We start from the raw sequence: 13,475 nt of genomic DNA, 5'->3' as shown, positions 1-13,475 counted from the left end.
ACAATACGAGACAACCTCACGTTTATGTCGGCCTATCAGTTATTTAGGGATGAAACACATGGACGGGAGTGTGGATTTTGCAAAAACTACGAAATATTATCTTTTTGGTCATCATTGTTGGTATACTTTGGCATTTTTATAGTGATGCGTACGAACGCTCAGGTGTACAGGGCGTCATCGAGGAAGTACGAACCGATGTAGTCCAAATTAAAAACAATCCAGCAATTATTCATACAATAGAGTCGATCAATACAGAAATCCAACTCCTATTTGATCGGTTTTCTAACAATCAAAATGAACTGGATCAAAAAGGAGATTCTGCCCCAGAAAAACCCGAGTTACATGCACCATCTGAACAATCCTTCTCCATTCATAATATTGAAATCGGTGATACTCAATCAGACGTGGAACAACAGGCAGGTGAGCCAAAACGATCATCTTTCAATGAATATGGTGTCCATTGGAATACGTATCATGAAAATTATCAAAACTTTTTTATGGTTGCATATGATCAAAATGATAAAGTTGTTGGTTTATACACCAACCAAGACTTATTATCTTCTACTTTCGATATTCATTTTGACCGAACAAAATCCGATGTTTTAAACAATTTAGGTGAACCACTTCAAGGAATACAAAAAGGTTTCGTCACCTATCAAACGAATCATAATGACGAATATCATCTATTTCTTCAGGATAATAATTATGTAACGATTTTCTATGATAAACATGAAAACGATACGGTGACTGCTATTCAAATAGTAAGTAAAGATCTGGAACAACAAAAGACCGGATATTTCTCAGAGGCTAGCAAGCAATTACGAGAAGGGTTGGAATACCAACTATTCGATTTAACAAATGCTACAAGAGTTAAACATGGCCTGCCTGTATTAGAATGGGATGAAGCAGTCCGAGCTACTGCCAGGAATCATAGTACAGATATGGCTGACAACAACTATTTCAGCCATACGAATTTGGAGGGGTTGTCTCCTTTTGATCGATTGAAAGAAGATGAAATTGCCTTTCGTACTGCTGGAGAAAATCTAGCATCCGGACAATCAAGTAGTATTTTTGCCCATGAAGGCTTAATGAATTCGATTGGTCATCGGGAAAATATATTAAATCCAGACTTCCAATTCTTAGCAGTTGGGGTATCATTTAATGAAGAAAACAAACCATATTATACGGAGAACTTTCGAACAAAATAGAAGGAGAATTAGCCACCTCTACCATTCTTTCTAGCTTACACTTATTTAAAATGCCCTCTACCAACTTGGCAGGGGGCATTTAAGTTAAGAAATTCTGATAATTTATCACGTGCCACAAAATGTTTGATACACACGATCGGATGGTTCTGGTAGTTGCGCATATATTTCTTGATCCGAGGTATAGGAATAAGGATCCTTCAGTACTTCTAATAGTTTCTCCATCCGATCAAGATCCTCATTGTTAACCGCTGCATCAAGCGCTTCTTCAACCCGGTGGTTGCGAGGAATTACAGCAGGGTTATTTTTCCGCATAAGCTCTTGTACTTCTGTTTTTGATTTGGATTGTTTTTCTAATCGATCATGCCACTGTTTACGCCACGCTTGAAACTCACTACTAGCATACAATTCAGGGGCTTCATCCTTATCGAATGTTAATCCACGAAACGTATTCGTATAATCTGCCTGATATTTCTTCATTAACATTAACAGATCTTTCACGAGCGCTTCATCGTTTTCTTCCTTATGAAATAGTCCTAGCTTTGATCGCATACCGTCTAGCCAGTATGTTTGAAATAGTCGGGCGTAAGTCGATAATTCCTCCTTGGCTAGTTCGATAGCTCGATCTTGATTTTCATGAATTAATGGGACTAGCGTTTCAGCAAATCGAGCCAAGTTCCATTGACCAATAGCTGGCTGATTTCCATATGCGTACCGCCCTTCCCTATCAATGGAACTAAACACCGTCGCTGGGTCGTATGTGTCCATAAAAGCACACGGACCATAATCAATCGTTTCTCCACTAATTGTCATATTATCTGTATTCATTACTCCATGGATAAAACCAACTAGCTGCCATTTCGCTATTAATTCTGCTTGCTGTTTAATGACTTCATGAAGGAATGAAAGATACCGATCTTCATTTGCTTCTATATTCGGAAAATGTCGCTCTATCGCGTAGTCTGCCAGCTCTTGAAGTTCTTTCGTTGTTCCCCAATTGGCAGCATATTCAAACGTACCAACTCGTAAGTGACTGGCAGCAACACGCGTCAATATGGCACCTAGAAGCTCCGTTTCCCTCTTTACAGCTTCTCCTGTAGTTACTACAGCCAAGCTACGTGTAGTAGGAATTCCAAGGCCGTGCATCGCTTCACTTATAATATATTCCCTCAACATTGGACCAAATGTTGCCCGACCATCCCCACCTCGAGAGTAGGGTGTTCTTCCAGAGCCCTTTAACTGAATGTCATACCGCTTTTGAGAGGAAGTAATTTGTTCACCTAATAAGACTGCTCTTCCATCTCCTAACATCGTAAAATTACCAAACTGATGACCGGCATATGCTTGAGAAATTGGAATAGAGCTATTCGGAATCTTGTTCCCTGCCAATACCGATATTCCTTCATCCCCTTGAAGTGCATGCACATCAAGATCCAAGGAATTTGCTAACGATTTATTTAATATACGTAACTTTGGAGAACGGACAGGTGTTGGATCTTGCCTAGCATGTAAAAGTTCTGGCAACGTTGAAAAACTGTTATCAAAGTTCCAACCTATGTCCCTATTTTCATGATTCATGATATCTAACCTTTCATTTTTGTATATTTTTAAATTTAGTTTATTTTCTACTTCGATTCATTTATTATGCGATACCGTTTCTTTTGTGAGTTTGAAGATATCGTTATCAGCCTTCATTAAAACATTTTTTACTCCCTTGCTGTATTTCTAACATCTTACCAATAGCTAATGCTGCTTTTTGCATTGTCTAAGTAAATAAGTCTTAGCTAATTCATTATTTATTTTCCCATTATGTATTTCTAATACCTACTCTAGTATAGTTTACTTTAAAACACTACCCCAATTTATTGTTTTTGGTTTTTAATAGATTGAAGTAGCAACGATTAAAGGAGTTATTGCGTTAAATGTAAAAAAACAGTCTCCCACTTAGCAAGAGAGACTGTACTTGATAGCCCTATTATTTGTCAAAATTATATACTTCAATCATTCACGACTACTATTGAGAATGTTTTTTTGTAAATGCTAATGGAAACATTATCCAACTCGGATTTCTCTGATATATAGCAACTAGTAGAAAACCAACAATCCCAAGCCCATCCGTAATCGCCCCTGGATACATTGCCAATATTCCGCACACAATTAGAATAACCCGTTCAACAAACACAGCCCTTTTCAACAACCATCCGATTAATCCAGCAGCCAATGAAACAACACCGAATACTGCCGTAAAAATAGTACCAATTACGGTACTCGTAGGACCTATCAAAAGTAATGAAGGCTCAAATACAAATAGAAATGGAACAACAAAACCGACCACACCGATTCGCACTGCATCCAAGCCGACTCGGTTCGGTTTTGCTCCTGCTATTCCAGCAGCTGCAAATGCAGCTACAGCAACTGGTGGAGTAATTGCAGAAAAAATCGAAAAATAGACGATAAATAGGTGGGCAGACATGGTTGATACGCCTAACTCTATTAGAGCTGGTGCAGCTAACATGGCAGTCAGAATATAGGCTGCAGCTACGGGCATCCCCATCCCTAAAACAACACAAATAACCATTACTAATAATAAAGTTGGAACGAACATCCCTTGAGTGATACCGAGCACAATACTTGTTAATTTTCCTCCGAGCCCAGTGGACATAATTCCAGCAATAACTAAGCCCGCAGCAGCACATGCTGTTGTTACAGGAACAGAGGACTTGGCACCACTTACCATTGCAGCACCAATTTCTTTAATCCCCATGCGCGAACGTTTCCGAAACCAACTGACGATAACAACTGATAATATTGCAAAAAAGGCCGTGCGTGTTGGGCTATATCCTTGTATTAAGAAGAAGATCAAGAGAATTAATGGAATAAAATAGTACCAACCTTCCTTTAACACATCCCAAAAGCAAGGGAGATCCTTTTTATCTGGTTGTGGTAAATCCAATCGCAACGCCTCAAAATGAACCATTGTTAATAACGAAATATAATAGAGGATCGAAGGGATAATTGCTGCTACAACGATCGAGCCATACGAAAGTTGCGTAACTGCCGCCATTAAAAAGGCAGAGGAACCCATAATCGGCGGCAAGATACTTCCACCAGTTGAAGCAGCTGCCTCTATAGCTGCAGCAAAGGATGCTTTATACCCACTCTTTTTACTTACAGGAATGGTAAAAGCACCTGTTGTTACAACGTTAGCTGTTGGACTTCCTGAAATAGATCCAAACAACGCACTAGCTAAAATCGTAACTTTAGCAGCTCCCCCCTTTGATCTTCCAGCAAGCGCTGTCGATAGTTTAAAAAAGAACTCACCAGCTCCTGCCTTTTGTAAAAACGAACCAAATAGTAAAAACATAAACACAAACGAAGCTGCTACAGATATTGGAGAACCCCACAGTCCATTAAAGCTATAGGCTAACTCATCCAAAATTTCTATTGGGCTCATTTCACGATGGTAGAATAAACCATTCAAATGATGTCCAAAGAGAGCATATCCAATACCAATGAGAACGATAATAATTATCGGAACACCGATTGTACGACGTGCAGCTTCCATACTTAAACAAACAAAAATCAAACCAAAAACTACATCCACACCTGAAAGCGAATCCATTATTGGGATACGAACGGCCAAGCGCTCTGCATGAATCGTAAAGTAGAAGCCTAAACCTAATGATAATAAGACGAAAACGATATCAACCTTTGATGGGATAGATGAAGTCGTTTTAGTTGAATATCCATATAGCACAAAAGTTAAGGACAAAATAAAAGATAAATGAATCGCCATTTGATTCATTGGATCAATTTTCCCCCACATAACAGACCAAACTTGAAATAAACATAAACCAATCCCTAGCACGGAAAATAGATAATGCGACCGTCTAGGTAGGTCACGTCTATACCCAGCATGAAAACAACCAGAAAATTTAGTTAAATAACGCACATTCTCTCCCCCCTCCTTCTACGGTGAAAAGATAACCATTTTACTTTATCAATCCTTTCTCTCTGTAAAACTTTTCTGCACCAGGGTGGAGAGGAACCTCTCCGACATCAATAATATTTTCCCCCTTTAAATTGTTAAACTCCTTATGCACTGTCCGTAAATATTCAAGATTATTATAAATAGCCTTCGTAACCTGATAAACTTCTCGGTCTGAAACCTCTTTATTTACTAATAAAAGAGCCGGTGTATTAACCGTAGCAACATTTTTTTCTAAAAAGTCATATCCCCCTGCCTCAATCGTACCAGGTACTAACCCTAAGTCCTCTGAAACAAAATCGATCGTCTCCTTACTCAAGGAAAGCATTTTTAGTTTCATTTTCGTTGATGCTTCTAATATGTCATTAGAAGGAACGGAAACTGCATCTCCCGCTATGTCGATCCGCTTATCAGCCATCAATTCAAACGATTTCGAACCACCTAAATGGTCCACCGATCCTCCCCACGAGATAATGTCATCATAGGTAATCCCATATGAGCGAAGTATACTCCGGGTAATTATCTCACCAGCAGATCCTTTTTGATCAACAGCAATACGGATGGGTATTTGTTTTTCAATAACGTCATCCAATGAATCATATTCAAATGTATCTCTGACGACAAATTGATAATAATTTGCAGGAATAACGACACTTACTGCCCGAATATCCTTATAGGCTTTATCATAGGGTTCCTGCCCTATATAAGCAGCATAAGCCGTCATGGAATAAGATAAGCCATAAGGAATTTTATTTGTACCAACAGTAGGTGGATTTTCTACAATACCACCTGGCTCTACTGTAATAACGGCATCCTCATTTTCTCTTCGAATTGATTCGGCTACACCCTCTGTAAACACAGACCATGCCCCACCAGTTCTACCTCCTATAATTGTCGATGATATTGGATTGTTCTGCTCAGATGCTAGTGTACTAGATTCTGATTCACTACTATCAAGACTTACACACCCCGCCAACATACCTAACCCGATTACTACACAAAATAAAATAATATATGTATTATAATCTGCTAGTCTCATCATTTACTCCCCCTCATCAACCTGCAGACTTATATCTAACGCATTTACAGAATGTGTTAAAAAACCTAACGATATAAAGTCAACTCCAGTTCCAGAGTAGGATGGTAGGTTCTTTAGATTGATACCACCTGAGGCTTCTGTTCGGATCTCTTTTGGTACAAGCTTAGCAAATTCTCTCACTTCTTCTGGACTACGATTATCAAACATAATAACGTCTGCTTTTGCATCTATCGCTTCCATTACTTCTTTACGAGTCTCTGTCTCTACCTCTATTTTCACCATATGGCCCACCTTTTCTCGAACCTGATGAATCGCTTGTGTGATCGAACCACAATACGCAATGTGATTATCTTTTATCATAACTCCATCAAATAAACCACGACGGTGGTTCTTACCACCGCCAGTTACAACGGCATACTTATCTAGCATCCGCATCCCCGGGACAGTTTTCCTTGTATCACAAATTTGAATGGAAGGGTCATTTAAAGCTTTGATGCTTTTATGTGTTAAGGTTGCAATTCCACTCATCCGTTGCAAGCAATTTAAGATTAACCGCTCCCCCGTCAGTAAATGAGTAATCGGTCCTTCTACCTTTGCAAGCGTTTGTCCAGAAACTATGTGTTCTCCATCTGTCACTTGAAACTCAACATCAATTGTTTCATCGAGTAAATGGTAAACTTCTTTTACCAATTGGATGCCGGAAATTATACCATCCTCTTTCGAAATAAATACTCCTGTCCCCACTTTATCTTTAGGAAAAATAGATTGACTCGTCAGATCTTCGTCTCCAATATCCTCTACTAAAAATGATTCAAGCATCGTTCGTAACTTTAATTTGTTCATAACATGACTCCTTATCTATTAATTAATATTGTGAATTAATTCACATAAAGCACCTGCGTTACTCTTATTTGCATAATATACATCCCACAACCAATAAATATATACATATGTCTTTACACATATATTTACATAAGTGATGCATTATGGCAAGAACTTTTTATGGTTTATGTAACGATAAAAGGATATTAACGGAGATTTCTAGTGAAGTTCCGATTGAATAAAACGTTTAAAAAAGTTCTCCACAGTCATGAATACAACATGAGTTACCATTTACAGCACCTTTACTTTTCCTATGAGTAGACTTTCTTAGATCACAAAAAAATCCGCCCCTCAAAAGGGAACGGATCTAATCACATAAAATCAAAAAAGTAACGAATGATATGAAAAAATACTGGAGAAGTATAGGTTAAGCTATCTACTTTGTTCAAATAGCGATCCTTGAGCAACTCATATTTCTCACGGTCACCAATTAACAAATCTCGCTTTAAAACCGAAATTGTTAAACCTCCACAATACCCTGCAACACTAATAATAACACCCGATAGAATTCCAAATGTTAAATCGAAAGGTGTTAAATGTGGATAAAGAATATAAGAGATACAGGTTGTTATTAGGAACGAACCAATAAAACCTTCCCACGTTATATTCGGATTAGCAGATGGTGTAACCTTTCTTTTTCCTATGTATATTGATATTAAGTATTGTATGACATCATTTACCTGCGTTAAGACCATTAAAAATAGCAGTAAGTTCGCTCCATATTCTGGGGTAGCTATTTGATAATAAGCTAAATGACTTAGTCCAAACACCATTAACATTAAGCCCCATTGCGTAAAACTAACCGACCGAAGAAAGCCCAGTGTCCCCTTCCCAATGATCCGTGGTAACGGTAAAAATAAGAATACATAAACAGGAATAAATACAATAAACATCCCGTACCATCCTATATATATCCAATAAAATTGAATTGGGATCATTAAATAAGACCATAGGAATAAGCGCCGATCTGATTTTCTCGTTTTCATCATCGAAAAATATTCCCGTAATGAAAAGAAACATAGTATCATAATAGAGAGTAAGGAAACAACGGGGTTAAATAATGTTGCAAAACAAAAAACGGCAAACATTCCCCACCATGTTTTCACACGAAGGTGAATCCTTGAAAAATCTTTATCTGGTTGTATCCTTTTGGCTACGTAAAACACTATTGTCGCAAGTAATAACGTGAATAAGATAATTGATAACGTCCAAATTGTTTGCGTCATAGGTCACACCCATTCTTTTGTTTGATGACTCATTCATTTTATAGGATATATTGTATAATGAAAAGGTGTAGAAGATATTTAGAGGAGGGATAGGGATGAGTGGTGAGCGCTATGTCTACATAATGCTGTCCGATACTGGCACTTTATTTACCAATTTAATTAAGAAATATACGAAAGCACCATATAATCACGCCTCCCTTTCATTTGATCCAGAACTAAAAGAAATGTACAGTTTCGGACGAAAGAATCCGAAAAATCCCCTTCACGGTGGTTTTGTGAAAGAGGACATCCATACTGGAACCTATAGTAAATTTAAAGATACGACCTGCGTTATTTATAAACTGGAAGTAACCGAACGGGAAGTTGAAAAAATGAAACGAATCATAGATGTTTTTATACGTAATGATGATAAATTTTTATATAATATCCTCGGTGTTATTGGGGTATCGTTGAAGGAGCCTGTTGAATTCAGCAATTCCTATTTTTGCTCTCAATTTGTTGCTGAGATTCTTCGACGTTCAGGGATCCACTTATGGGATAAACTCCCTGTTATGGTTACACCGGATGATTTCCGGAAAAATGAACGCCTACAATTAATTTACGAGGGAAAATTATTTAACTTTGAACCTATTAAAAAACAACTTTAATGACAAAGGTTATTTCAAGAAGCATTTTGGGATAAAAGGATAGTATTAAATATTACTTTCCCAAGTACAATCTACTCCAATTGCTTCCAATTATATGCTAAGATATTGATTAATTAATCAACCGAATTCATGTAGAAAATGAGGATGAAGATGAATAATTTAGATAAGTTATTATATGATTTCTTAACAGAAAAGACTCCGAAGATTACGGAAGCATGGTTAAATAAACGAATAGCAGCATCGGGATCTATTTATTCTGCTGATACAGTTATGTCGATCGAAAGTATGTTAAGATCACAGAACACCCTCACTAATAAAACGGTGATATGTGCTCTGCTAGACGATAAGGAAGTTTTTCATAACCATGTAGAGCAATGGGCAAGCATTGTTGCAGAAAGTAGAGTGAATTCCGATACACCAATATTTGAAGTTATTCATGCCATTAATGTTGCACAAGACACATTTATGGAATTTGTGATGGAATTTATCAAAGATCATAATCATCACATTTCCAAACAAGATGTGACTCGGTGGTATGCTACGTTCAATTCTGCGTTTCATGAGTTAAACACCAAGTTTTCTAGGAGGTATTATGCGATTACTAGGGAACGTTTATCGAGTCAACAGGTACTAATCGGTGAATTAAGCACTCCAATCATCCCTATTTCAAATCGTGTAGCTATTTTACCATTAGTCGGAAATATAGATACCTATCGAATGAAAGAAATCTATGAATCTATTCCCATGAAGGTAGTAGATGCCAAAGTACAATACTTATATATTGACTTATCTGGTATACCTGCCATAGATATATTCGTAGCTCAACAAATTATACAAGTCATAAACCTTCTAAGCATGCTAGGTATTACACCTGCCCTCTCAGGTATTCGACCAGAGGTGGCACACACATTTGCGGAGTTACAAATTAGCGGTAAGGACGTTCAGACATTCAGCACATTAAAACAAGCATTAGATTCGTTGTCAAAGTAATAGCATTAAAAGTTACGGTCTGCTTAAACCGGTGCCAGGCACCTGAATAACATCCGACAGGTGCCTGGCACCACTTTGGCACCACTTTATATTCGTTTTTCCATTATGAGGTAGGATTTTCCACCTTTTTCAAATCGGTTGTTTGTTTCTTGTAGACCAAATTTTTTATAAAAATCGGTTTTGTTTTCTCTGGCATTGCACCAAATTCTAGCTATTCCATGTTTCTTCGCTTCTTTTATAGCAAATTCCAGTAATGTTGTTCCGTATCCATTTCCCTGTTCATCTTGTAAAGTAGCAAATTTTCGAAATTGACATTCTTCTTCAGCTATGAATAGCGAGACAACGGAAACGAGTCTCCCCTTTGTAAACAAACCAAAATGGATACCCAAATCATCTTCCGCCAATTTTATATAGTTAAACGCTTTATCTGGCCACATTACTTGATGTCGAATTTCCCATACTAACTCTTTTTCTATACGTTTAATTTGGATAGACATTAGGCTCCTCCTTCACTCATACCAAACGCTTCATTATTTCCTAGACCAGGTACTATTAACTTCAACGCCCGCGTCTCTCAATAGATTATATAATGGACATCTTTTTTCTACCGTTTCTTTTAATAATTCTAACGCACCTTCACTCTCCTCCGTCTCGATAACAACCTCTAGCTTTACTGTTTGGAAATAAGTTTGAATTCCTTCTTCACCTTTAAACCCCCTTGGATCAATGGTTCCATCTGTTACATAATCTAATCCTTGATAAGAAAAGTTTTGCTCCTTGGCTACATAAGCAACCATAATTGATGTACATGCTGATAATGCACCTAAAAAATATTCCAATGGGTTCGGACCAGCATTTGTTCCTCCAAGCCTTTCTGGTTCATCAACAAAAAAAGGTGATAAGTCTCTAACATTTACTTCATTTTTCAATCCCGATTTTAAATTACCGCTAACACTTAAAGTAGATAATTGTGACAAAAGATAGTCTCCTCTCTGTACTTGGTACAAAGAGATTTTATATCTATTAGAATTGAATGTAAATGTATTCGAATTGCTGTGAAATAATCTATGACCTCCCCTTATTCCCTGTATACTAAATTATTCCCCATAGATTTTGTGGACAATTTCATTTAGTGGTTCTCACGAATAAGATAAACCAATAGCATTTTAGGAGGATTTACATGGCTGTTATAAAAGCGAACGAACAAGATGTAAAGCTACTAGCACGATTAATGCGAGCAGAAGCTGAAGGTGATGGCAAGCTAGGTATGTTAATGGTTGGAAATGTTGGGGTAAACCGTACAAGAGCTCGTTGTTTGGATTTTAAAGATATTAATACAATAAACAGAATGGTGTACCAAACCCCAGGGGGATTTGAAGCAACTACGAAAGGATATTTTTATCAACGAGCACGTGAACTGGATATCAATCTTGCTCGAAAGGTTATTAACGGAGAAAGGTTTCATCCTGCAAGTTATTCCCTTTGGTTTTTCAGGCCAGAAGGTGCTTGTCCTGCTCAGTGGTTTGGACAATGGAACTCGGGAAGATTTAAAAGTCATTGTTTTTATAATCCAACGGAATCCGAATGTCCTAGCGTTTTTCAGACCTTTTAACAATTGCTTCAATCTTACTAAGATGACAAACAAATGCCTGAATCCCATCGAAACTGGAATTCAGGCATATAATTAATCTTTCGTTGCTGTTATAGTTTAAACTGCCCTACTAATACATTCAATTCATCAGCAAGACCTGCAAGCTCCTTCGATCGATCCACCATTTCTTCCATGGAAGCACTTGTTTGTTGCGAAGAGGCAGATGTTTGTTCTACACCTGCAGCAGATTCTTCAGAAATGGCTGCAATATCCTCAATAGACCGATTCATTTGTTGGCTTCCTACTGCTATACTAGCTAGATTTTCTGATACTAACTTAACCTTGTCAACCATGTCTGTTACAGCACCATTAATCCCCTCGAACTTCTCTCCTGTAGCTTCTATTTGACTAGTTCCTTGTTCCACTTCTTTATATCCACCTTGTAGCGATTCTGTTACGACGCTTGATTCCGTTTGGATATTTGTTACGATGTCTGTAATATCCGTAACAGAGTCTGATACTTGCTCTGCTAACTTTCTTACTTCATCAGCAACTACTGCGAAGCCTTTTCCATGTTCACCAGCTCTTGCTGCTTCAATTGCAGCATTCAATGCGAGAAGGTTCGTTTGTTCCGCAATGTCCTTGATTACAGATACCAATTTCGATATTTCTTGCGATTGCACGTCAAGTCCCTGTACTTTTTCAACGGCATCTTGAACAATATGGTCTATTTTCTCCATTTGTTCCTTCGAGGAATTCATTAATTGGCTACCCTCATTTGTAATACTTAAGACTTTACTGGAAGATTCATGGATGCTTGATCCGATTTCATTCGCGTTTTCTACTTCTTTACTGAAGGACTGCATGGTTGACGACAGCTCACTAGTACTGTCTGCTTGCGACTCTGAACCAGACGCCAATTCTTGCATCGTGGTAGCAACTTGTTCCGAACCTGCCTTTACTTCTTCTGCCGATCTCGTTAGTGCTTCACTTTGCTCCGTAACGTGTTTGGAGGCCGTTTCTACTTTTTGAACCGTCTCTTTCAAGTTATCCTGCATCACATTCATTGTACTAGCAAGCTCATAAATTTCATCTTTACTCTTTACAATTACTTTTTCGTTATTTAATTCGCCATTTGCAATTTTTCCAAGTCTATTTTGTATGAGTGATAAATTACCGCTAAACCGCTTCACAAAAACATAAATCGCAGTAGAACCAATTAATACAAATATCAATACGGTAATTAGCGATGTTTGCCATACATCTTGTCTCAGCAGAACCGCTAGTTTATGCATATCAAAATCAAGACCAATGACTCCTACTGTTTCTCCATTACTATTCTCCATTGTTTTCGCTAAAGTAATCGTTGATTTTCCTGTTCCAGTATCTAAGTATGGATCTGTCCAAATAATTTGCCCACTATTTTCGCTAGCTTGACTATACCAATCTGTTTCTGTAGGATTATACTCATTTAAATTTACCTCTTCAGGAGGAATATTCGATAAATAAAATTCACCCTCATTTGTTGCAAAGTATAAATTCAATGTATATTCATATTCTTCTGAAACTTCACTTAAGTAATCTGCGTAAAATTCGGTCTTAACCGGATCATTTACATTAGGCATATTTGTTATACTCTGTTCTGTTTGGTTCTCAAAATTATATGTATCATATTGCATTTCTGGCAACTCACTAATATCTTCCAAGGCGCGTTCATAATCATTGAAGATGGCTTCAAAATCACTTGAAAGTTCTTCCATATCATCCTTTTGAATGACGGCATATTCCAATGCTTCTGATTTCTGATAGGAAAAATATCCAACGATTACTGGTGGAATTATTAATAGCACTGCCATCATGATACTTAACTTAAATTTGATTGTGTGTTTCCATTTCATCTTAATTTC

The 13,475-nt window shown here is 37.5% G+C and carries 12 protein-coding genes; 4 read left to right on the top strand and 8 right to left on the bottom strand.

What is annotated here, in order from left to right; translation table 11 throughout:
- Positions 1–77 precede the first annotated feature (77 nt).
- Positions 78–1,208, top strand: a complete 1,131-nt coding sequence (locus BMX40_RS08425) for a CAP domain-containing protein (RefSeq protein WP_090868784.1) — start codon at positions 78–80, stop codon at positions 1,206–1,208.
- 105 nt (positions 1,209–1,313) lie between these two features.
- On the opposite strand, the gene BMX40_RS08420 is transcribed toward BMX40_RS08425, so the two are convergent.
- The 5 genes from BMX40_RS08420 to BMX40_RS08400 form a co-directional block, all read right to left on the bottom strand.
- A complete protein-coding gene (locus tag BMX40_RS08420; protein ID WP_090868782.1) occupies positions 1,314–2,783 on the bottom strand; it encodes a protein adenylyltransferase SelO in 1,470 nt (489 codons plus the stop codon).
- 436 nt (positions 2,784–3,219) lie between these two features.
- A complete protein-coding gene (locus BMX40_RS08415; RefSeq protein ID WP_090868780.1) occupies positions 3,220–5,157 on the bottom strand; it encodes a TRAP transporter permease in 1,938 nt (645 codons plus the stop codon).
- A 40-nt stretch (positions 5,158–5,197) separates the two neighbouring features.
- Positions 5,198–6,232 (bottom strand): TAXI family TRAP transporter solute-binding subunit, encoded by a 1,035-nt coding sequence (locus BMX40_RS08410; protein ID WP_170840717.1) that lies wholly within the window; start codon positions 6,230–6,232, stop codon positions 5,198–5,200.
- 3 nt (positions 6,233–6,235) lie between these two features.
- Entirely contained in the window at positions 6,236–7,075 is an 840-nt protein-coding gene (gene nadC / locus BMX40_RS08405; protein ID WP_090868776.1) for a carboxylating nicotinate-nucleotide diphosphorylase, read from the bottom strand.
- Between the two features lie 350 nt (positions 7,076–7,425).
- Positions 7,426–8,340 (bottom strand): phosphatidate cytidylyltransferase, encoded by a 915-nt coding sequence (locus tag BMX40_RS08400; RefSeq protein WP_090868774.1) that lies wholly within the window; start codon positions 8,338–8,340, stop codon positions 7,426–7,428.
- A gap of 95 nt (positions 8,341–8,435) precedes the next feature.
- Here BMX40_RS08400 and BMX40_RS08395 point away from each other — a divergent pair, with 95 nt between their 5' ends.
- Both BMX40_RS08395 and BMX40_RS08390 read left to right on the top strand, forming a co-directional pair.
- Complete coding sequence (locus BMX40_RS08395; protein WP_090868772.1) at positions 8,436–8,987, top strand: hypothetical protein; 552 nt, start codon at positions 8,436–8,438, stop codon at positions 8,985–8,987.
- A gap of 150 nt (positions 8,988–9,137) precedes the next feature.
- The gene (locus BMX40_RS08390) at positions 9,138–9,977 is read left to right on the top strand and encodes an STAS domain-containing protein (RefSeq protein ID WP_170840716.1); all 840 of its coding nucleotides are present in this window, start codon (positions 9,138–9,140) and stop codon (positions 9,975–9,977) included.
- An 86-nt stretch (positions 9,978–10,063) separates the two neighbouring features.
- Here BMX40_RS08390 and BMX40_RS08385 read toward each other — a convergent pair whose 3' ends face one another.
- Together BMX40_RS08385 and BMX40_RS08380 are read right to left on the bottom strand one after the other, a co-directional pair.
- The gene (locus tag BMX40_RS08385; protein WP_425287848.1) at positions 10,064–10,474 is read right to left on the bottom strand and encodes a GNAT family N-acetyltransferase; all 411 of its coding nucleotides are present in this window, start codon (positions 10,472–10,474) and stop codon (positions 10,064–10,066) included.
- Between the two features lie 33 nt (positions 10,475–10,507).
- Complete coding sequence (locus tag BMX40_RS08380; protein WP_090868768.1) at positions 10,508–10,954, bottom strand: OsmC family protein; 447 nt, start codon at positions 10,952–10,954, stop codon at positions 10,508–10,510.
- 203 nt (positions 10,955–11,157) lie between these two features.
- On the opposite strand from BMX40_RS08380, the gene BMX40_RS08375 reads away from it, so the two are divergent.
- The gene (locus BMX40_RS08375; RefSeq protein WP_090868766.1) at positions 11,158–11,589 is read left to right on the top strand and encodes a cell wall hydrolase; all 432 of its coding nucleotides are present in this window, start codon (positions 11,158–11,160) and stop codon (positions 11,587–11,589) included.
- Between the two features lie 89 nt (positions 11,590–11,678).
- On the opposite strand, the gene BMX40_RS08370 is transcribed toward BMX40_RS08375, so the two are convergent.
- Positions 11,679–13,466 (bottom strand): methyl-accepting chemotaxis protein, encoded by a 1,788-nt coding sequence (locus BMX40_RS08370; protein WP_090868764.1) that lies wholly within the window; start codon positions 13,464–13,466, stop codon positions 11,679–11,681.
- Between the last annotated feature and the right edge of the window lie 9 nt (positions 13,467–13,475).

Origin of the sequence: Oceanobacillus limi (assembly GCF_900111445.1) — a bacterium.
In the GTDB taxonomy this organism is placed as follows: domain Bacteria; phylum Bacillota; class Bacilli; order Bacillales; family Amphibacillaceae; genus Ornithinibacillus; species Ornithinibacillus limi.
The sequence above is the reverse complement of the archived record's forward strand: the minus strand, read 5'-3'. Positions and strand labels throughout refer to the sequence as shown.